Origin of the sequence: Acidovorax sp. SUPP2539 (assembly GCF_030158975.1) — a bacterium.
Taxonomy (GTDB): Bacteria; Pseudomonadota; Gammaproteobacteria; order Burkholderiales; family Burkholderiaceae_C; genus Paracidovorax.
Window position 1 is genome coordinate 622,722 of the sequence record NZ_BQXJ01000003.1, and the last position, 20,868, is coordinate 643,589.

Genomic DNA, 20,868 nt, shown 5'->3' on the forward strand with positions numbered 1-20,868 from the left:
TGGCCTGGCGCGACCGGTTCGGACGTTCGGGCCTTTCTGGCCTCTGGCGCATGGTTTGTGCCGGCATGCTGCTATTGTTTTTGCAGCAAACGGCGCGCGCCGACCTGTGGGCCTATGTGGACGAGCGCGGCGTGACCCACTTCGCGGCCGAGCAGGTGGACGGGCGCTACGGGCTGTTCTTTCGCGGCAACGATTTCGACTCCACCCGCGACGGCCCTGCCGCGGCATCCACGGGCGCCACCGCGGCCACGCCGTCCGGTGCCCGGCTGCTGGCGTTCTTCGACATCTCCCCCGACTACAAGCGCGTCAAGCACCACCTGCGCGCATCGGCCAGCCAGAACGGCGTGGACTATGAACTGCTGCAGGCCTTGATCGCCACCGAATCGGGCTTCGACGCGCGCGCCGTGTCGCCCAAGGGCGCGGTGGGGCTGATGCAGCTCATGCCTGCCACGGCGTCCCGCTTCGGCGTGGCGGGCGAGGCGCGCCGCTCGGTGGAGCAAAAGCTCACCGAGCCGGCGATCAACGTGTCGGCCGGCACGCGCTACCTGCGGCACCTGCTGGACCTCTTCGATGGCCGCACCGATCTGGCGCTGGCCGCCTACAACGCGGGCGAGGGTGCCGTGCAGCGCGCCGGCAACCGCATTCCGGCCTACCGCGAAACGCAGAACTACGTGAAAAGCGTGCTGGGCCTGTATGCCCAGCTCAAGCCCCCGGCACCGCTGCTGGCCCACCGGGCCGCGCCGGGCCGCGTGCGCATGGAGCTGGGCGCCGGTTCCGACGACACCCCTTCCCAAAGCGCTGCGGCCGGCCTGCCGGCTCGCACCGTCGGCGCCTCGCGCGCCCCTTGACCTTCGATTTCCCGAATGAGCGACCAAACCCCTCTCGATCTTTCCCCACCCGAATCGGACGACAGCCTGGGCCTGGCCGGCTATGCCCAGCGCGCCTACCTGGAATACGCCCTGTCCGTGGTCAAGGGCCGCGCGCTGCCCGACGTGTGCGACGGCCTCAAGCCCGTGCAGCGCCGCATCCTCTATTCCATGGACCGCATGGGCCTGGGGTATTCGGGCCCGACCCGCAACGTGGCGGCCAAGCCGGTCAAGAGCGCCCGCGTGGTGGGCGACGTGCTGGGCCGCTTCCACCCCCACGGCGACCAGTCGGCCTACGACGCGCTGGTGCGCCTGGCGCAGGACTTCAACCAGCGCTACCCGCTGATCGACGGGCAGGGCAACTTCGGCAGCCGCGACGGCGACGGCGCCGCGGCCATGCGCTACACCGAGGCGCGGCTGTCGCGCATCACCAGCCTGCTGCTCGACGAGATCGACGAGGGCACGGTCGATTTCATGCCCAACTACGACGGCAGCACGCAGGAGCCGCGCCAGCTGCCTGCGCGCCTGCCGTTCGCGCTGCTGAACGGCGCCAGCGGCATCGCAGTGGGCCTGGCGACCGAAATCCCGAGCCACAACCTGCGCGAGATCGCCGATGCCTGCGTGGCGCTCATCAAGGCGCCGCAGTTGTCCGAGGCGGAGCTGATGGCCATCGTGCCCGGGCCGGATTACCCCGGCGGCGGCCAGATCATCAGCACGGCGGGCGACATCGCCGACGCCTACCGCACGGGGCGCGGCAGCCTCAAGGTGCGCGCGCGCTGGAAGATCGAAGACCTCGCGCGCGGCCAGTGGCAGCTCATCGTGACCGAGCTGCCGCCCGGCGTCAGCACGCAGAAGGTGCTGGAGGAGATCGAGGAGATCACCAACCCCAAGGTCAAGGCCGGCAAGAAGGCCCTGTCGCAGGACCAGGTGCAGCTCAAGGGCAGCGTGCTGGCCGTGCTCGATGCCGTGCGCGACGAGTCCAGCAAGGATGCGCCGGTGCGCCTGGTGTTCGAGCCCAAGACCGGCAAGGTGCCGCAGCAGGAGCTGATCACCACGCTGCTGGCGCACACCAGCCTGGAAACCTCCTCGCCCATCAACCTGACCATGGTGGGGCTGGACGGCAAGCCGGTGCAGAAGTCGCTGCGCAAGATGCTGGAGGAATGGATCGCCTTCCGCCAGGGCACCATCGTGCGGCGCTCGCAGCACCGCCTGGGCAAGGTGCTGGACCGCATCCACATCCTCGAAGGGCGGCAGATCGTGCTGCTCAACATCGACGAGGTGATCGCCATCATCCGCGCGAGCGACGAGCCCAAGGCGGCGCTGATCGCGCGCTTCGCGCTGTCGGACCGGCAGGCCGAGGACATCCTGGAAATCCGCCTGCGCCAGCTGGCGCGGCTGGAAGCCATCAAGATCGAGCAGGAGCTGAAGGAGCTGCGCGCCGAGCAGGGCAAGCTGGAGGACATCCTGGGCAACCCCGGTTCGCTGCGGCGCCTGATGATCCGGGAGATCGAGGCCGACGCCAAGACCTTCGCCGATGCGCGCCGCACGCTCATCCAGGCCGAGAAGAAGGCCATCGCGGAGGTGCGCGTGGTGGACGAGCCCGTGACCGTGGTCGTCTCGCAAAAGGGCTGGGTGCGCGCGCGCAGCGGCCATGGGCACGAGCCGGGCAGCTTCGCCTTCAAGGCGGGCGACGGCCTGTATGCCACCTTCGAATGCCGCACGGTCGATACGCTGCTGGCCTTCGGCAGCAACGGCCGGGTGTATTCGGTGGCGGTGTCGCTGCTGCCCGGCGCGCGCGGCGACGGCCAGCCGGTCACCACGCTCATCGAGCTGGAGTCGGGCACCCAACTGCTGCATTACTTCGCCGGGCCGGCGGTCGCCACGTTGCTGCTGGCTGGGTCGGGCGGCTACGGCTTCCTCGCCTCGGTTGAGAACATGACGGCGCGCCAGCGGGGCGGCAAGGCCTTCCTCTCGCTGGGCGAGGGCGAGACCGTGTGCCGCCCGTCCCATGCCTGGGGCACCAGTGGCGCGCAACTGCTGGCGCCGGCCACGCACGTGGCCTGCGCATCGGCAGGCGGGCGCATTCTGACGTTCGAGATCGGCGAGCTCAAGACCATGGCCAACGGCGGCCGCGGCCTGATGCTGATCGACCTGGAGCCGAAGGACACGCTGGCGGGCGCGGTGGCGTACACGCGCAGCATCCGCCTGGAAGGCCTGGGGCGCGGCGGCAAGGAGCGCGAGGAGACGCTGGAGATCCGTTCGCTGAATAACGCCCGCTCGCCGCGCGGGCGCAAGGGCAAGGCCGCCGATCTGGGCTTCAAGCCGTCGGCGGTGTTCCGGGTCGAATAACCTGTTGCGGCGGGCCCCCGGCGCCCGCCTGCCGCCTTGTGCAGCGCACAAGGGTTTTCGCGCTGCACAAGGCGGCTCAACCGTTGGCACCATGGAGCTCTCTTTGGTGGTTGCTGGAGCGAACGGAGATCGGCCATGAAAAATCTGCGCATTTCCCACAAGCTGTGGGGGGCCGTCGTCGCGATCGTGATCGCACTGGCCGCCGTGGTCGGTACCTCGGCCTATCGCTCGGCCGCGACGCAGGCGCGCTCCGCGCAGGTCACGGCCGACATGGCCATGCGGGTCGAGGCGGCCCTGCGCTGGGCCGGGCTCACCGAGACCAACGCTGCGCGCACGCAGGCCATCATCGTGAGCAGCGACCCGGCCATGGAGGCGGAGTTCAAGGACCTGATCGCCGCCACCTCCGCGCAGATCACCGAGGTGCAGAAATCGCTGGAGGCCTTGCCGCTCTCGGAGGCCGACAAGGCGCAGATGGCCGCCATCGTCGCCGCCCGCAAGACGATGACTGAGCTGCGTGCGCGGGCGCGGCAATTGAAGGCCGACGGCCAGCAGGCCGAAGCGACGGCGCTGGTCAAGCAAAGCTACAGCCCGGCGGTGGCCGCCTACCTGCAGACCCTGCGCGACTTCGTGCAGCTGCAGCAGCGCAACGCCCAGGCCGGGCAGCAGGCCGTGGCGGCCGAGCGGCTGGTGACCGTGCGCGTGGGCGCCCTGGCCGTGGCGCTGCTGGTGGCGTGCATGGTGGCGGGTGCGTATGTGCTGATCCGCAGCATCCAGCAGCCGCTGGCCGAGGCCAACGCACTGGCCGCGCGCATCGCGGGCGGCGACCTGAGCGCCACGCAGACCTCGGTGCGCGGCGACGAGCTGGGCGATCTGCTGCGTTCGCTGCAGACCATGGGCGACTCGCTGGGCCGCATGGTGCAGCAGGTGCGCCGCAGCACCGACAGCATCGCCATCGCCAGCGCGGAGATCGCCGCGGGCAACCAGGACCTGTCCGCGCGCACCGAGCAGACGTCCAGCAACCTGCAGCAGACCGCCGCGACCATGGAGCAGTTCTCCAGCACCCTGCAGCAAAGCGCCGGCAGCGCCCGCGAGGCCAGCGGCCTGGCCGAGGGCGCCTCGGGCGTGGCGCGGCGTGGCGGCGAGGTGGTGGCGCAGGTGGTGGCCACGATGGAGGAGATCCAGCAAAGCAGCCGCAAGATCGAGGACATCATCGGCGTGATCGACGGCATCGCCTTCCAGACCAACATCCTGGCGCTCAACGCCGCGGTGGAGGCGGCGCGTGCGGGCGAGCAGGGCCGGGGCTTCGCCGTGGTGGCCGGCGAGGTGCGCCTGCTGGCCGGGCGCAGCGCCGAGGCGGCGCGCGAGATCAAGGGCCTGATCGGCGCCTCGGTGGAGCGGGTGCATGCGGGCTCGCGCCTGGTGCAGGACGCGGGCGCCACCATGGCGGACATCGTGCAGTCCGTGCAGCGCGTGGCCGACATGATCGGCGAGGTCACGGCCGCGACGTCGCAGCAAAGCGCCGGCATCTCGCAGGTGAACCAGGCCGTGGGCCACCTGGACCAGATGACCCAGCAGAACGCGGCGCTGGTGGAAGAAAGCGCCGCGGCCGCCCAGAGCCTGCGCGAGCAGGCGGATCAGTTGACCCGCACCGTGTCGGTGTTCCGGGTGGATCACGGGGCGGGTTTTGCGCCGGGCGCCGCGGCGGCGCAGGCCCCGGTGGCCGCGCCGACAGCGCGCCTGACACCGCGTCCGACACCGAGCACGCCACCGCGTCCAGCACCGCGTGCCGTTGCCGCACCGGCGAAGGCGCCGGCCAAAGTGCCGACCCAGGGGCCCAGGCCAACGCCCGCGCCCGCGCCCGCGCTCCAGGTTGCAGGCGCACCAGTCAGCGCAGCGGCCGCAGGAGACCGCCCCGCGCCTGCCAGCCCGCCCCCATCGAAGGGCAGCGCGCCTGCCCCGAAGCCTGCAGCCGCCGCGCGCGCGACGGCGGGCGGTGGGGACGATGACTGGACGTCGTTCTAGGGAATCATTGACACGCACCGGCTGCGAAGCGCCGATGCATCAGGGGGCTGCCAGCAGTGGGGCCACCGCGAGGGGGCTGTCGAAAGCCAGGGGTGACCCGCAGCGCGAGCGGGTCCCGGTCTTGACGGGGTGGGCGTCCCAGGCCCAGGCCTGCGCCAGCCACCCCTTGCGCGAACGAGGGCGCGCGATCAGCCCAGTTCGGCGATCAATTCGATTTCCACGCAGGCACCCATGGGGATCTGCGCCACGCCGAAGGCGCTGCGGGCGTGCACGCCCTTGTCGCCGAACACCTGGCCGAACAGTTCGCTCGCGCCGTTGGTCACCAGATGCTGTTCGGTGAACTCGCCCGTCGAATTGACCAGACTCATCACCTTGACGATGCGCTTGACCCGGTTCAGGTCGCCGCCGGTGGCCGCATGCAGCGTGCCCAGCAGGTCGATGGCCACGGCCCGCGCGGCCGCCTTGCCTTCTTCGGTGGTGATGCTGCGGCCGAACTGCGCGGCCCAGGGCTTGCCGTCCTTGCGCGCGATGTGCCCGCTCAGGAACACCAGGTTGCCGGTCTGCACGTAGGGCACGTAGGCCGCGGCGGGGACCGAGACGGGGGGGAGGGTGATGTCGAGTTCTTTCAGCTTGTCGTAAACGCTCATGGTGTTCCTTGGCAACGGGAGGAGTGAGAAGGCAGAAAAAGGCCGCAAGCCCCGGGGGCCTGCGGCGCAGCGCGCAAGTGTTGCACAACCGGCTGGCGGTTCTCTGCGTTCGTCGTTCCTCGCGGCCGCCCTGGGGGGCGGCGGCGCCCGTTCGCTCAGGCCAGGGCGGGGCGGCGAGGCTGGAAGGCCGGGGGCAGGGCGGCCTTGGCGGGGCTGCGCAGGGCCGGCTGGCCGGAGGCGGACAGCATGGCCTGGGCATCGAGCTTGAAGATGGCGACCGCGTCCACCAGCCGGCGCGTCTGCTGCTCCAGGCTCTGTGCGGCGGCGGCGCTTTCTTCCACCAGCGCGGCGTTCTGCTGCGTGGTCTGGTCGATCTGGCTGATGGCCTGGCTGATCTGCCCGACGCCGGCGCTCTGCTCGGCGCTGGCACCGCGGATCTGCGCCACCATTTCGGTCACGCGCTGGATCGCGCCGACCACTTCCTGCATCGTGCGGCCGGCCTCGTCCACCAGTTCGGACCCTTGCGACACCCGCTCCACGCTGGTGCCGATCAGGCCCTTGATCTGCTTGGCGGCGTCGGCCGAACGGCCGGCCAGGCTGCGCACCTCGGAGGCCACCACGGCGAAGCCCCGGCCCTGCTCGCCGGCCCGGGCGGCTTCCACCGCGGCGTTCAAGGCGAGGATGTTGGTCTGGAAGGCGATGCCGTCGATCACGCCGATGATGTCGGAGATCTGCCGCGAGCTGTCGTTGATGTCCTTCATGGTCTTGACCACCTGGGTCACCACGCCGCCGCCCTGGGTGGCCACCGTGGTCGCGTCCTGGGCCAGCTGATCGGCCTGCTTGGCGTTGTCCGCGTTGTTGCGTACCGTGGTGCTGAACTGTTCCATGGTCGATGCCACCTGCTCCAGCGCGCTGGCCTGCTCTTCGGTGCGCTGGCTCAGGTCGGTGTTGCCGGTGGAGATTTCCATCGAGCCGGTGGCGATGGAGTCGCTGGCGTTGCGCACCTCCGCCACGATGGACACCAGGCTCTGCTGCATGGTGCCCAGCGAGGCCAGCACGCTGCCGGGCAGGGCGTTGGCCAGGCCGGCCATGTCGGACAGGTCGCCCTGCGCCACGCGCTGGGCCGCGGAGCTGAGCTCGGAAGGCTCGGCACCCAGCGAGCGGGTGAGGCTGCGCGTGATCAGCACGCCGGCGATGGCCGCCGCGGCGAAGGCCAGCAGGCAGGCGCCCAGCAGCAGGGACCGCTGCCACCGGAACTCGGCCTCCGCCTCTTTGACCAGGGCGTTCGCCCGCTGGTCCGTGGCGAGCGAGTATTCGTTTGTCTTGGCGATCAGCGCCGCCAGCAGGGGGCGGCATTCTGCGTTCATCTTGGTGGTGGCCTGTTCGCGCTGGCCCGACACGGCCAGGTTGATGATGTCCAGGGCCACGGTGCCGTAGGCCTGCTCCACCTTGTCGATCTCGCCCACGAGGCTCCGGATGGCCGGCGGGACCTCGCCGTGGCTGACCATGTCTTTCAGTTTGGCCATGTTGGCCTGCACGTCCTTGTGCGCCTCGATCGCCGCCGCCTTCTCCAGCGCCACATCGGCATCGCTCTTCACCAGCACCAGATTGCGGGCCGCGATGGCCCGGCGGTCCACCGCCATGCGGATCTGCTCGGACAGCTTGGCGCGTGCGGCGACGCCATTCACGTAGTCGCTGAAGTTCTCATTGGCCCCATTGAGCCCCCAAACCGCCACGCTGGAGGCCAGCAGCACCAGCAAGGCCAGCACCCCGAAAGAAAGCGTCAACTGGGCTTTGACGGTGAGATTTCGCAGCGACATATGGCACTCCAAACGCGTTATTTGATAAATATGATTCAAATGATAGGCAACATTCTGTAAAAGTAAAGGTGAATCGACCCTAGGTTGGCCATGAAGATGGGCTATGCCAATAGGCGGAAAGCGCCGGGCTGTCGCTAAAAGGAAACGCTGCCGTCGACCGCCATTAGCATCCGCGCATGCCGCAGCCGTCTCCCGCCCCTGCCGTCCTCGCCACGTCTGCCATGGCGCGCCCCTGGCGCTGGCCCTGGTGGCTGGCCGGGGTGCTCGCGGGTGCGGCGCTGCAACTCACGCAGGCGGCGTTGTGGCCGCTGGCCGCCTATGCGGCGGCGGCGCTGGGCGGGCTGCTGGGGGCCGTGGCGGCGGTGGTGCCGTCGGGCCGCGGGCGGCGGCCGGCCTGGTGCGGCTCGCGCGGGTGGATGCTGGCCTGCGGCCTGGTCTTCATGGGGGGCGCGACGGGGCTGCGGGCGCTGCTGTTCCTGCAGGGTGCCTTGCCGCCGGCGCTGGAAGGCCGCGACATCGCCATCGTGGGCGTGGTGGCCGCCATGCCGCAGACCGGCGACTCCGGCGTGCGCCTGCGCATGGCGGTGGAATCGGCAGTGCTGGACGGCCAGGCGGTCGCGGTGCCGCCGGTGATCGATGTGGCCTGGTACGTGGGCACCTTCGGCGAAGCCGCTGGCGCGGCGGACGTGCGGCGGCTGTCCACCCAGGTGCAGGCCGGCGAGCGCTGGCGCATGACCGTGCGCCTGAAGGCACCCCACGGCCTGCGCAACCCGCACGGTTTCGATGCCGAGCTGGCGTGGTGGGAGCAGGGCGTGCAGGCCACCTGCTACGTGCGCACCGGCGCGCGGGACGAACCGCCCCGGCGGCTGGAGGCGACCTGGCGCTACCCGGTGCAGCGGGCGCGCCAGGCAGTGCGCGATGCCATCCTGGCCCATCTCGCGCCGGTCGATGCCGGCACGGGCCTGGACGATGGCGGCAACGCCGCCCGCACCCGCGCCGCGGGCGTGGTGGCCGCGCTGGTCACCGGCGACCAGCGCGCGATCGACCGGGCCGATTGGGACGTGTTCCGGGCCACGGGCGTGGCGCACCTCGTCAGCATCTCGGGCCTGCACATCACGCTGTTCGCCTGGCTGGCCGCAGCGGGGGTCGGCGCGCTGTGGCGCCGCGTGCCGCGCTGGTGCCTGGCCCTGCCGGCGCCGACGGCGGCGCTGGCCGGGGGCGTGCTGCTGGCCTGGGCCTATGCCGTGTTCAGCGGCTGGGGCGTGCCGGCGCAGCGCACGGTGTGCATGCTCGCCACCGTGGCGCTGCTGCGGTTATCCGGGCGGCGCTGGCCCTGGCCCCAGGTCTGGCTGCTGGCCTGTGCCGTGGTCGTGCTGGCCGATCCCTGGGCGCTGCTGCAGGCGGGTTTCTGGCTGAGCTTCGTCGCGGTGGCAGTGCTGTTTGCTACTGATTCAATAGCAAAAGAGGCAAATGAATCTAGGGCATCGGGCCGATTGGCATCCATGCTGCGCGAGCAGTGGGTGGTCACGCTCGCCCTCACGCCGCTCACGCTGCTGCTGTTCGGGCAGGTGTCCATCGTCGGCCTGCTGGCCAACCTGGTGGCGATTCCCTGGATCACGCTGGTGGTCACGCCGCTGGCTTTGGCGGGCACCCTGTGGGCGCCGCTGTGGACCGCCGCCGCGTGGTGCGTGCTGCCGTTTGCCGGGCTGCTGCAGTGGCTGGCCGCGTTGCCGTGGGCCGCGGTGTCGCTGCCCGCCGCCCCGGTGTGGGCGGGCGTGGCCGGGGTGGCGGGCGGCACGCTGCTGGCCTTGCGCTGGCCCTGGCCGTTGCGGGCCCTGGGCGTGCCGCTGCTGATCCCCGTGCTGTGGTGGCAGCCGCACCGCCCGCCGCCGGGCCAGTTCGACCTGCTGGCCGCCGACGTGGGGCAGGGCCAGGCCGTGCTGGTGCGCACCGCGCGCCACGCCATGCTGTACGACGCGGGGCCCCGCTATGGGCTGGACAGCGATGCGGGCGACCGCGTGCTGGTGCCCCTGCTGCGCAGCATGGGCGAGCGCATCGACCTGCTGATGCTGAGCCACCGCGACACCGACCACACCGGCGGGGCCGCCGCCGTGCTGGCGCAGCAGCCGCAGGCGGGGCTCATGGGCTCGATCGAGAACGAGCATGCCCTGCAGCAGTTGCGCCCCGCGGCGCCGTGCCTGGCGGGCCAGCGGTGGGCCTGGGACGGCGTGCTGTTCGAGGTGCTGCACCCGCTGGAGGCGCAGGCGCAGGCATCGCTGCCATCCGACGGGTCCCGGCCTGCCGTGCGGCCCAACACCCTGAGCTGCGTGCTGCGGATCACGGCCGCCCCGGCGCCGCAAGGCACCTCGGGGCAGGGCGCCGCGCCGTCCGCGCTGCTGGTGGGCGACATCGAGCAGGCGCAGGAGGCCGCCCTGGTGGCGCGCGGCGCCATCGCGCCGGTCGATGTGCTGCTGGTGCCGCACCACGGCAGCAAGACGTCTTCCACGCCCGCGCTGCTGGATGCGGCCCGGCCCCGCACCGCGCTGGTGCAGGCCGGCTACCGCAACCGCTTCGGCCACCCCGCGCCAGAGGTGGTGGCGCGGTACCGCGAGCGGGGCGCCGTGCTGCTCGATTCGCCGCGCTGCGGCGCCGCCACCTGGGCGTCCGAGGCGCCCGGCCAGTGGCGGTGCGAACGCGACGCGGGCCGGCGCTACTGGCACCACGCGCCCGCCCCGTTGCCGTGAGGACGGCGCGCCATCACCCCGGCGTGCCGGCGGTAAAACGCGCCCGTGCCCGCCGGTCGCCAAAACCCGGCTCACAACTTGCTATGCTGGTTACAGGAGGCACCAGTTATGCAGAAGTTCGATGAGATGTACACGATGCTGCCGTTCGACGGCAGCGACGTGCGCCCCCACTACAAGCGCTACGGCCAATGGTTGTCGGGCCAGCCAGACGAGGCCATGCAGGCGCGCCGCGCCGAGGCCGAGATGATCTTTCGCCGGGTGGGCATCACCTTTGCGGTGTACGGCGCCAAGGACGAGGACGGCGCCGGCACCGAGCGGCTCATTCCCTTCGATCTGATCCCCCGCATCATCCCCGCGCACGAATGGGCGCGCATGCAGCAGGGGCTGGTGCAGCGCGTGACGGCGCTCAACCGCTTCATCCACGACGTCTACCACGGCCAGGACATCCTGCACGCCGGCATCATCCCCTCGGACCTGATCCTCAAGAACGCCCAGTACCGGCCCGAGATGGCCGGTGTGGACGTGCCGCGCGACCTGTACGCGCACATCGCCGGCATCGACATCGTGCGCGCCCCGGACGCGAGCGGCAACGGCATCTACTACGTGCTGGAAGACAACCTGCGCGTGCCCTCGGGCGTGTCGTACATGCTGGAAAACCGCAAGATGATGATGCGGCTTTTCCCGGAACTGTTCCGCACGCACCGCGTGGCGCCGGTCGCCCACTATCCCGACCTGCTGCTGGACACCCTGCGCGCGAGCGCCCCCGCCGCCACGGCGCAGCCGACGGTGGTGGTGCTCACGCCCGGCATGTACAACAGCGCGTACTTCGAGCACGCCTTCCTCGCGCAGCAGATGGGCGTGGAACTGGTCGAGGGCCAGGACCTCGTGGTCAAGGACAACTTCGTGTACATGCGCACCACGCGCGGCCTCAAGCAGGTGGACGTGATCTACCGCCGCGTGGACGACGACTTTCTCGACCCCCAGGTCTTCCGCCCCACCTCCACCCTGGGCTGCGCGGGCCTCATGAACGCCTACCGCGCGGGCAACGTGGCGATCTGCAACGCCGTGGGCACGGGCATCGCCGACGACAAGTCGGTGTACCCCTACGTGCCCGACATGATCCGCTTCTACCTGGGCGAGGAGCCCATCCTCGCCAACGTGCCCACCTGGGTGTGCCGCAAGCCCGACGACCTGGCCTACGTGCTGGACCACCTGCACGAACTGGTCGTGAAGGAAGTGCACGGCGCCGGCGGCTACGGCATGCTGATCGGCCCGGCCGCGACGAAAGCCGAGATCGAGGAGTTCCGCGCCGCGGTGCTGGCCAACCCCTCGGGCTACATCGCCCAGCCCACGCTGTCGCTCTCCAGCTGCCCGACCTACGTGGAATCGGGCATCGCCCCGCGCCACATCGATCTGCGCCCCTTCGTGCTGAGCGGCCAGAAGGTGCAGATGGCCGCCGGCGGCCTGACGCGCGTCGCGCTCAAGGAGGGCTCGCTCGTGGTGAATTCATCGCAGGGCGGGGGCACCAAGGACACCTGGGTGCTGGGAGAAGAAGGGAGCGTTGCATGACGCATCAGACCCTTCGTTTCGAAATTTCTGCCGGGGAGACCGCATGCTGAGCCGCACTGCCGATCACTTGTTCTGGATGTCCCGCTACACCGAGCGGGCAGAAAAGGCCGCTGCAGGCGGGCTTTCATCAACACACCGCGTGCGCGCGCAGCGCGTGCGGGGTTTTCTGCCCGGGGAGGCCGCATGCTGAGCCGCACTGCCGATCATCTGTTCTGGATGTCCCGCTACACCGAGCGGGCAGAAAACACCGCCCGCATGCTCAACGTGAGCTACGAGACCTCGCTGCTCCCGCAGTCGGCCGACGTGGCGCAGGAGAGCTGGCTGGGCCTGCTGTCGATCAGCGAGCTGATCCCCGCCTACACCGCGCGGCACGGCGAGGTCACGCGCGAAGGGGTGCTGGAGTTCATGGTGCGCGACGGCAACAACCCGTCGTCCATCCTGTCGTGCCTGCGCGCCGCGCGCGAGAACGCCCGGGCCGTGCGCGGGGCGCTCACCACCGAGGTGTGGGAAACGCAGAACCAGACCTGGCTGGAGCTGCACCGCCAGCTCGAAGGCAGCCTGTTCGAACGCGATCCGGGCCAGTTCTTCGAATGGGTCAAGTACCGCTCGCACCTGTCGCGCGGCGTGACGCTGGGCACCATGCTGCAGGACGAGGCCTTTCATTTCCTGCGATTGGGCACGTTCCTCGAGCGCTCGGACAACACCGCGCGGCTGCTGGACGTGAAGTTCCACGCGGTGCAGAGCGACTTCCACGGATCGGGCACGCGCGACCGCAGCCGGGCCGCGCCGCAGGAGTTCGACTTCTACCACTGGAGCGCCATCCTGCGCAGCGTGTCGGCGTTCGAGGTGTACCGCCGCGTGTACCGCGACGTCATCACGCCCGAGCGCGTGGCCGACCTGCTCATCCTGCGCCGCGACATGCCGCGCTCGCTGCACGCCAGCCTGCACGAGGTGGGTGAGAACCTCGCGGTGGTGGCCAACGACCAGTCGTCGGAGACCCAGCGCAAGGCGGGCCGGCTGCTGGCCGACCTGCGCTACGGCCGCATCGACGAGATCCTGTCCACCGGGCTGCATGCGTACCTCACGCAGTTCCTGGACCGGGTGAACGAGCTGGGCGCGGGCATCAGCCGCGACTTCCTGGTGCCCGTGCCGGCCTGAAGCACGGCCCGCCGCGGATCATGGGGCCGGGCGGGAGGCGGCGCTGCCGGCCACGGCCGTGCCGCCCGCTGCGGCGCATTCGGGCACGGCCCGGTTCACGGGCGGGGTGGGCATGCCATAGGACTGCATCGCCATGGCCTCCAGTTCGCCCGAGGCACGCGCGCATTGCAGCTCGGCGATCACCTCGGCGCGCGTGCGGCCTGCGGGGGCATCCATCGCAACCACTCGGGGCGCAGTCGCGGCTGCGGTGGCCGCATCCGGCGGCGCGCTGGTCTGTGCCATGGTCAGGGAGCCCGTGAGCAGGGCGCAGGCGGCGAGGGCCGTGCGCGCCAGGGTGTGGGGCGAGGCGGTGGTGTTGCGGCGGTCGAAAACGGTGGGCATGGAAGGCTCCTGGGGCGGGTTGGGGGATCAGGACAGGCGTGTGCCTCTCCGTGCCTCCAATGTGCCCACCGGGGCCTGCGGCCGCGAGCCGATTGCGACGAATGCACGGCCCGAGCGCCTGAGCTGCGCTGGCGCAGCGCGAATGGGCCGTCAGGGATGGGTTGGTTGTCAGGGCCGGCCGCGTTCAGCCCGGCCTACCGCCCTGGCGCTTGTGCTCGCGCAGCATGAACAGGTACAGGCTCTCGACCTTCTCGCGCGCCCAGGGCGTCTTGCGCAGGAACTTCAGGCTGGACGCCACGCTGGGATCGCTTTCGAAGCAGCGCAGGGCCACGCGCTGCGCCAGGCCTTCCCAGCCGTAGTAGTCGTGCAGCGCGACCACGATGGCTTCGAGCGTGATGCCGTGCAGGGGGTTGCGCGGCTGCCTGGCCGGTGGCGCGGGCGGCATGGCGTTCGGGGTGGAGGGCGCGTTGGTGGCGCTGGGGGCGGGGGTTTCGCCAGGTTCGGGGACTTCGGGTTCGGTCATGCCGGGGAGCATACGGCCCCGCGCGGCCGGTGGGCGGCGGCCTGGCGTGGGTATGCATCGAAAAGGGCCCCAGTGCAATCGATACTAGGGCGTGTAGCTATGAAAAATATAGCGAACGTTCAGGTCTGCAGATACCGCTCGCTGGCGAACAGCTCGGCCGCCCAGTCCACGAAGGCCCGCACCTTGGCGCTCAGGTGCCGGTTGGGCGGGTACACCACGTAGATCGGGATGGGCGGAATGGACCACTCGGGCAGCAGCCGCACGAGGTCGCCGCGCTCCAGCTGCCGGGCCGCCTGGAACAGTGTGATCTGCCCCACGCCGCGCCCCGCGACCAGCGCCGCCGAGTAGGCGTTGGACTCGTTCACCGCCAGTTGCGAGGGCCCGGTGACCTCGATCATCTCGCCGTCGCGCACGAACTCCAGCGGATAGCGGCGGGTGGACAGCGGCGAGAAATAGATCACGCTCTTGTGGTCGCCCTCCAGATCGAGCGGGTGGGTGGGCGTGCCGTAGCGCTCCAGGTAGGCCGGCGCGGCCACGGTGACGAAGGCCAGGTTGCCGATGCGCCGCGCCACCAGCGACTGGTCGGTCAGCTCGCCGCCGCGGATCACGCAGTCGACGTTGTCGCCGATCAAATCCACCGGCCGGTCGCTCACCCCCAGGTCGATCTGGATGTCGGGAAACCGCGCATGGAATTCCTCCAGCCGCGGAATGATGAGCAGCCGCGCCACTGAAGTGCCCACGTCCACGCGCAGCCGGCCGCTGGGCGTGGCGCGCGCGTGCGTCATGCTCGCCTCGATGTCGTCGAAATCGGCGAGCAGGCGCACCGTGCGATCGTAGTAGGCCGCGCCATCGGCCGTGACGGTCACGCGCCGCGTGGTGCGGTTGAGCAGCTTCACGCGCAGCCGCGCCTCGAGCGCCTGCACGTACTTGGTAATGGTCGCCTTGGGCAATTGCAGCGAATCGGCCGCCCGCGTGAACGTGCCCGCCTCCACCACCCTTGCAAAAACCCGCATGGCCTGGATCTGGTCCATGGGCCCTCCTTCTCTCTGGCCCCGAATGGGGCCAAGGAATTCTCACACGGGCCCGTGCCGCCGATTGTTCGGCAATCGGAAACAGAGCTGTGGCATTTGGCTGGTTTATCGTCGGCGGCTGCGTCGCTACATTTCACATCACCCGGTCTTGTCCGGTCACCGCCATGTCCAGCACCTTCACCCCATCGCCATCGTCTTCCATCTGCACCGACACCACCATTGAGGTGGCCAAGGGGCAGGAAGTGTCCGTGCGCATGTACGGCCGCAAGAAGCCCAAGGAAACGCTGCCGCTGGTGGTGCATTTCCATGGCGGTGCCTTCGTGGCGGGTGATCTGGACAACGGCTGCACGGTGGCCCGGCTGCTGGAGCGCGCCGGCGCGCTGGTGGTGTCGGTGGCATACCCGCTCTCGCCCGACCATCCCTTCCCGCAGCCGGTGGACGCCGGCTACCTGGTGCTCAAGTGGGCGCACAAGCACCGCACCCGCCTGGCCGGTCCCGGCGCCGGGGTGTACGTGGCGGGGGAGGAGGCCGGCGGCAACCTGGCCGCGGGCGTGGCGCTGATGGCGCGCGACCAGTCCCATCCGCCGCTGGCCGGACAGATCCTGCTGTCGCCGATGCTCGACCCCTGCGGCGCCACGCCTTCGGTGCGAGCCGCCATGGGCGAGTCGACCGCCTGCAAGTGGGCCGATGGCTGGCTGCAGTTCCTGCGCTGCACCCGCGATGCCGAACACCCCTATGCCGTGCCCGCGATGGCGCAGCGGCTGGCCGGCCTGCCGCACACGCTGGTGCTGGTGGGCGACGACGATCCCATGCGCGACGAAGCCCTCGCCTACGCCAACCGGCTGCAGGCGGCGGGGCTGGAAGTCACGCAGCACGTGTTCGCCAAGGCGAACCAGTGGCCCGATGCCCTGCTGCAGCCCGGTTCGGGCGAATGCCCTTGTGCGCCCGAGGTTCAGGCGCAGTTCAGCCGTTTCTTCGAGGCCACCCGATGTCCTGCGCCCTGACCCTCACCACCACCGACCTGCCCGCGCGCTGACCCGCGGGGTGTATTGACCTCAACCCCGGTTGAGGTTTGATACTGCGATCCGCTTCGGCGAGCCGCACGACCCGCCTTTCGCCGCCTTTCCACTGTTAGCTGCGTCCCTTTTGTTTTCTGGCCCCCGTGGGCCGGAAGGGGCAACCCTTGCCCGATCGATTTCGACTTTTTGCTTTTGCCTTGAAAAAACCCGGAGGACTTCCACCATGAACCCGCAACACACTTCCCCTTCCCGTCGCCGCTGGTGGGCTGCCGCCGGCGCCGCGGCCGCCATCGCCGCCGCGGGCGGCACGCTCTTCGGGCTGCCCAGTTCGCATGCCGAATCCCCGGCCCCGGAAGCCGCGCCGCCCGCGGTGCCCGTCTCGGTGGCCGCCGTGCTGCAGCAGGAGATCGCGCTGTGGGACGAGTTTTCGGGCCGGCTCGAAGCGGTGCAGCGCGTGGACATCCGCCCGCGTGTGGGCGGCGCCGTGCAGGCCGTGCATTTCCGCGAAGGCTCGCTGGTCAAGCAGGGCGACCTGCTGGTCACCGTGGACCCCGCGCCCTACGCCGCCGAGGTGGACCGCGCCGAGGCCCAGGTGGTCGCCGCGCAGGCCCGCGTCTCCTACACCCGCAGCGAAATGGAGCGCGCCACGCGCCTGTGGGAAGAGCGTGCCATCGCCCAGCGCGAGCACGACGAACGCATGAATGCCCAGCGCGAGGCCGACGCTAACCTGCGCGCCGCGCAGGCCGCGCTGCAGACGGCGCGCCTGAATCTGGGCTACACCCAGGTGCGCGCCCCGGTCGCAGGCCGCGTGGGCCGCATCGAGGTCACCGTGGGCAACCTGGTGGCCGCGGGCGCCGGCGCGCCGGTGCTGACCACGCTGGTGTCGGTGAGCCCGATCTACGCGAGCTTCGACACCGACGAGCAGATCGTGGCGAAGGCGCTGGAGGGCCTGCGTTCGGGCAAGAGCGCGCGCACCCTGATCGAGAGCATTCCGGTGCAGATGGGCACGGGCACGGCCGGCGGCACGCCGCACACCGGGCACCTGCAGCTCATCGACAACCAGGTGGATGCCCGCAGCGGAACGGTGCGCGTGCGCGCCGTGTTCGACAACGCCGACGGCGTGCTCATGCCGGGCCAGTTCGCGCGCATCCGCATGGGCCAGGTCAAGAACACCCAGGCCGTGCTCATCAACGAGCGCGCCGTGGGCACGGACCAGAACAAGAAGTACGTGATGGTGGTGGGCGAGGGCAACAAGGCCGAGTACCGCGAGGTGCAGCTGGGCGCGCCGGTGAACGGCCTGCGCGTCGTCACCTCGGGCCTGAAGGCCGGCGAGCGCATCGTCGTCAACGGCCTGCAGCGCGTGCGCCCCGGCGCCCAGGTCTCTCCCCAGGACGTGCCCATGACCGCCAAGGCCGGCATGGCCGGCGATGGTGCCGAGGCCCGCGCCGCCGCCAAGCAGCCCGCGGCGTGATCGCGGAGCGCCCCGAAAGAACACCATGAATCTCTCTCGCTTCTTCATCGACCGCCCCATCTTCGCCGGGGTGCTGTCGGTGCTCATCTTCCTGTCCGGGCTGATCGCGCTGCGCGCGCTGCCCATCTCCGAGTATCCCGAGGTGGCGCCGCCCTCCGTGGTGGTGCGTGCCCAGTACCCGGGTGCCAACCCCAAGGTGATCGCCGAGACCGTGGCCACGCCGCTGGAGGAATCCATCAACGGCGTGGAGGGCATGCTCTACATGGGCAGCCAGGCCACGACCGACGGCGTGATGACGCTGACCGTCACCTTCGCGCTGGGCACGGACCCCGACAAGGCGCAGCAGCTGGTGCAAAACCGCGTCTCGCAGGCCGAGCCGCGCCTGCCCGAGGAAGTGCGCCGGCTGGGCGTCACCACGGTCAAGAGCGCGCCCGACCTGACCATGGTCGTGCACATGGTCTCGCCCAACGGCCGCTACGGCATCGACTACCTGCGCAACTACGCCGTGCTCAACGTGAAGGACCGGCTCGCCCGCATCCAGGGCGTGGGCCAGGTGCAGATCTTCGGCGGCGGCGACTACTCGATGCGCGCCTGGCTCGACCCGCAGAAGGTCGCGCAGCGCGGCCTGTCGGCGGCCGACGTGGTGGCTGCCATCCGCGGCCAGAACGTGCAGGCCGCGGCCGGCGTGGTGGGCCAGTCGCCCGGCCTGCCCGGCGTGGACATGCAGCTGTCGATCAATGCGCAGGGTCGCCTGCAGACCGAAGAGGAGTTCGGCGACATCATCGTCAAGACCGGCAGCGACGGCGCGGTGACGCGCCTGCGCGACGTGGCCCGGCTGGAGCTGGGCGCGGCCGACTACTCGCTGCGCTCGCTGCTCAACAACGACCCGGCCGTGGGCATGGGCGTGTTCCAGGCGCCGGGCTCCAATGCGCTCGATATCTCGTCGAACGTGCGCAAGACCATGGCCGAGCTGCAAAAGAACATGCCCGAGGGCGTGGAGTTCCGCATCGCCTACGACCCGACGCAGTTCGTGCGCGCCTCCATCAAGTCCGTCATCCAGACCCTGCTGGAAGCCGTGGCGCTGGTGGTGATCGTGGTGATCCTGTTCCTGCAGACCTGGCGCGCCTCCATCATTCCGCTGCTGGCCGTGCCGGTGTCGGTGGTGGGCACGTTCGCGGTGTTGCACCTGCTGGGTTTTTCGATCAACGCGCTGTCCCTGTTCGGGCTGGTGCTGGCCATCGGCATCGTGGTGGACGACGCCATCGTGGTGGTGGAGAACGTGGAGCGCAACATCGAGGCGGGCCTGACCCCGCGCGAGGCCACCTACCGCGCCATGCGCGAAGTGTCCGGCCCCATCATCGCCATCGCACTGGTGCTGGTGGCGGTGTTCGTGCCGCTGGCCTTCATCAGCGGGCTCACGGGGCAGTTCTACCGCCAGTTCGCGGTGACCATCGCGATCTCCACGGTGATCTCGGCGATCAACTCGCTCACGCTGTCGCCCGCCCTGAGCGCGCTCTTGCTCAAGGGCCACCATGAACCCAAGGATGCGCTGACGCGCGGCATGGACAAGGTGCTGGGCGGGTTCTTCCGCGGGTTCAACCGCGTGTTCCACCGCGGCTCCGAGGCCTACAGCGGCGGCGTCAAGCGCGTCATCGGCCGCAAGGCGCTGATGCTGGTGATCTACGCCGCGCTGGTGGCCGCGACATGGGGCCTGTTCAAGGTCGTGCCTGGCGGCTTCGTGCCGGCGCAGGACAAGCAGTACCTGGTGGGCTTCGCGCAGCTGCCCGACGGTGCCACGCTGGACCGCACCGAGGACGTGATCCGCCGCATGGGCGAGATCGTCAAGAAGAACCCGAACGTGGAAGACGCCATCGCCTTCCCGGGCCTGTCGATCAACGGCTTCACCAACAGCTCCAATTCGGGCATCGTGTTCGTCACGCTCAAGCCCTTCGCCGAGCGCGGCCGCGCGGACCAGAGCGGCGGCGCCGTCGCGGGCCAGTTGAACCAGGCCTTCGGCAGCATCCAGGACGCGTTCATCGCCATGTTCCCGCCCCCTCCGGTGGCCGGCCTGGGCACGACGGGCGGCTTCAAGCTGCAGATCGAAGACCGCGCCTCGCTGGGCTACGAGGCCATGGACGCCGCCGTGAAGGCCTTCATGGGCAAGGCGTACCAGACGCCGGAACTCGCGGGCCTGTTCACGAGCTGGCAGGTCAACGTGCCGCAGCTGTACGCCAACATCGACCGCACCAAGGCGCGGCAGCTGGGCGTGCCGGTGACGGACATCTTCGAGACGCTGCAGATCTACCTGGGCAGCCTGTATGCCAACGACTTCAACCAGTTCGGCCGCACCTACAGCGTGCGCGTGCAGGCCGATGCGGCCTACCGTGCCCGGGCCGAGGACGTGGGCCTGCTCAAGGTGCGCTCCACCACCGGCGAGATGGTGCCGCTGTCGGCGCTGATGAAGATCGAGCCCAGCTTCGGGCCCGAGCGCGCCATGCGCTACAACGGCTTCCTGTCGGCCGACGTGAACGGCGGGCCCGCGCCCGGCTTCTCGTCGGGCCAGGCGCAGGCCGCCATCGAGCGCATCGCCGCCGAGACGCTGCCGCAGGGCATTGGCTTCGAATGGACCGAGCTGACCTATCAGGAAATCCTGGCCGGCAATTCCGCCGTGCTGGTGTTCCCCATCGCCATCCTGCTGGTGTTCCTGGTGCTGGCCGCGCAGTACGAAAGCCTCACGCTGCCCATCGCCATCATCCTGATCGTCCCCATGGGCTTGCTGGCCGCCATGACGGGCGTGTGGCTGTCAGGTGGCGACAACAACGTTTTCACGCAGATCGGGCTCATCGTGCTGGTGGGGCTGTCGGCCAAGAACGCCATCCTGATCGTGGAGTTCGCCCGCGAGCTGGAGTTTGCCGGCCGCACGCCGGTGCAGGCCGCCATCGAGGCCAGCCGCCTGCGGCTGCGCCCCATCCTGATGACGTCGCTGGCGTTTGTGATGGGCGTGCTGCCGCTGGTGCTGTCCACCGGTGCCGGCGCCGAGATGCGCAGCGCCATGGGCGTGGCGGTGTTCGCCGGAATGATCGGGGTGACGGCCTTCGGCCTGTTCCTCACGCCGGTGTTCTACGTGGCGCTGCGCCGCCTGGCCGGCAACCGGCCGCTGCAGCAGCACGGCAGCCACACCGCGCCCCTGACCGATACCCCCGGGACCGGCCCTGGCGCCGTGGCCCACCCCGTGCTGGCGTCGCCGCGCGGGCATGACGAATGAGCG

14 protein-coding genes and 1 pseudogene are annotated in these 20,868 nt (G+C 70.2%); 10 read left to right on the top strand and 5 right to left on the bottom strand.

Annotated features, from left to right (window positions below):
• Positions 1-65 precede the first annotated feature (65 nt).
• From AVTE2539_RS14205 to AVTE2539_RS14215, 3 genes are all read left to right on the top strand, one after another.
• Entirely contained in the window at positions 66-848 is a 783-nt protein-coding gene (locus AVTE2539_RS14205; RefSeq protein WP_284411472.1) for a lytic transglycosylase domain-containing protein, read from the top strand.
• A gap of 15 nt (positions 849-863) precedes the next feature.
• The gene (parC, locus tag AVTE2539_RS14210) at positions 864-3,215 is read left to right on the top strand and encodes a DNA topoisomerase IV subunit A (protein WP_272568080.1); all 2,352 of its coding nucleotides are present in this window, start codon (positions 864-866) and stop codon (positions 3,213-3,215) included.
• Positions 3,216-3,350: 135 nt separating this feature from the next.
• Positions 3,351-5,237, top strand: a complete 1,887-nt coding sequence (locus tag AVTE2539_RS14215) for a methyl-accepting chemotaxis protein (RefSeq protein ID WP_284411474.1) — start codon at positions 3,351-3,353, stop codon at positions 5,235-5,237.
• Between the two features lie 188 nt (positions 5,238-5,425).
• On the opposite strand, the gene AVTE2539_RS14220 is transcribed toward AVTE2539_RS14215, so the two are convergent.
• Both AVTE2539_RS14220 and AVTE2539_RS14225 read right to left on the bottom strand, forming a co-directional pair.
• Entirely contained in the window at positions 5,426-5,884 is a 459-nt protein-coding gene (locus AVTE2539_RS14220; RefSeq protein WP_272568083.1) for a RidA family protein, read from the bottom strand.
• Between the two features lie 155 nt (positions 5,885-6,039).
• Positions 6,040-7,704 carry a methyl-accepting chemotaxis protein gene (locus AVTE2539_RS14225; RefSeq protein WP_284411477.1) on the bottom strand — a complete coding sequence of 555 codons (1,665 nt, stop codon included), beginning with the start codon at positions 7,702-7,704 and terminating at the stop codon, positions 6,040-6,042.
• A gap of 176 nt (positions 7,705-7,880) precedes the next feature.
• On the opposite strand from AVTE2539_RS14225, the gene AVTE2539_RS14230 reads away from it, so the two are divergent.
• The 4 genes and pseudogenes from AVTE2539_RS14230 to AVTE2539_RS14245 all read left to right on the top strand — a co-directional run bounded on the left by AVTE2539_RS14230 (position 7,881) and on the right by AVTE2539_RS14245 (position 13,175).
• A complete protein-coding gene (locus tag AVTE2539_RS14230) occupies positions 7,881-10,448 on the top strand; it encodes a DNA internalization-related competence protein ComEC/Rec2 (RefSeq protein WP_502868921.1) in 2,568 nt (855 codons plus the stop codon).
• Between the two features lie 108 nt (positions 10,449-10,556).
• Positions 10,557-12,017, top strand: coding sequence for a circularly permuted type 2 ATP-grasp protein (locus tag AVTE2539_RS14235; protein ID WP_272568087.1), 1,461 nt, complete (start codon positions 10,557-10,559; stop codon positions 12,015-12,017).
• A 43-nt stretch (positions 12,018-12,060) separates the two neighbouring features.
• Positions 12,061-12,129 (top strand): annotated as a pseudogene (locus AVTE2539_RS26360) (alpha-E domain-containing protein); the annotation flags it as partial.
• A 71-nt stretch (positions 12,130-12,200) separates the two neighbouring features.
• Complete coding sequence (locus AVTE2539_RS14245) at positions 12,201-13,175, top strand: alpha-E domain-containing protein (RefSeq protein ID WP_272568093.1); 975 nt, start codon at positions 12,201-12,203, stop codon at positions 13,173-13,175.
• Between the two features lie 18 nt (positions 13,176-13,193).
• Here the strand turns inward: AVTE2539_RS14245 and AVTE2539_RS14250 are convergent, their stop codons facing one another.
• The 3 genes from AVTE2539_RS14250 to AVTE2539_RS14260 all read right to left on the bottom strand — a co-directional run bounded on the left by AVTE2539_RS14250 (position 13,194) and on the right by AVTE2539_RS14260 (position 15,110).
• Positions 13,194-13,556, bottom strand: coding sequence for a DUF4148 domain-containing protein (locus tag AVTE2539_RS14250; protein WP_284411479.1), 363 nt, complete (start codon positions 13,554-13,556; stop codon positions 13,194-13,196).
• Between the two features lie 184 nt (positions 13,557-13,740).
• Positions 13,741-14,079 carry a VF530 family protein gene (locus AVTE2539_RS14255; RefSeq protein ID WP_502868922.1) on the bottom strand — a complete coding sequence of 113 codons (339 nt, stop codon included), beginning with the start codon at positions 14,077-14,079 and terminating at the stop codon, positions 13,741-13,743.
• Positions 14,080-14,198: 119 nt separating this feature from the next.
• Entirely contained in the window at positions 14,199-15,110 is a 912-nt protein-coding gene (locus AVTE2539_RS14260) for a LysR family transcriptional regulator (RefSeq protein ID WP_284395394.1), read from the bottom strand.
• Between the two features lie 164 nt (positions 15,111-15,274).
• On the opposite strand from AVTE2539_RS14260, the gene AVTE2539_RS14265 reads away from it, so the two are divergent.
• The 3 genes from AVTE2539_RS14265 to AVTE2539_RS14275 all read left to right on the top strand — a co-directional run bounded on the left by AVTE2539_RS14265 (position 15,275) and on the right by AVTE2539_RS14275 (position 20,865).
• The gene (locus AVTE2539_RS14265) at positions 15,275-16,114 is read left to right on the top strand and encodes an alpha/beta hydrolase (RefSeq protein WP_284411481.1); all 840 of its coding nucleotides are present in this window, start codon (positions 15,275-15,277) and stop codon (positions 16,112-16,114) included.
• A gap of 238 nt (positions 16,115-16,352) precedes the next feature.
• Entirely contained in the window at positions 16,353-17,600 is a 1,248-nt protein-coding gene (locus AVTE2539_RS14270; protein WP_284411483.1) for an efflux RND transporter periplasmic adaptor subunit, read from the top strand.
• Between the two features lie 25 nt (positions 17,601-17,625).
• The gene (locus AVTE2539_RS14275) at positions 17,626-20,865 is read left to right on the top strand and encodes an efflux RND transporter permease subunit (RefSeq protein WP_284411485.1); all 3,240 of its coding nucleotides are present in this window, start codon (positions 17,626-17,628) and stop codon (positions 20,863-20,865) included.
• Positions 20,866-20,868: the final 3 nt, after the last annotated feature.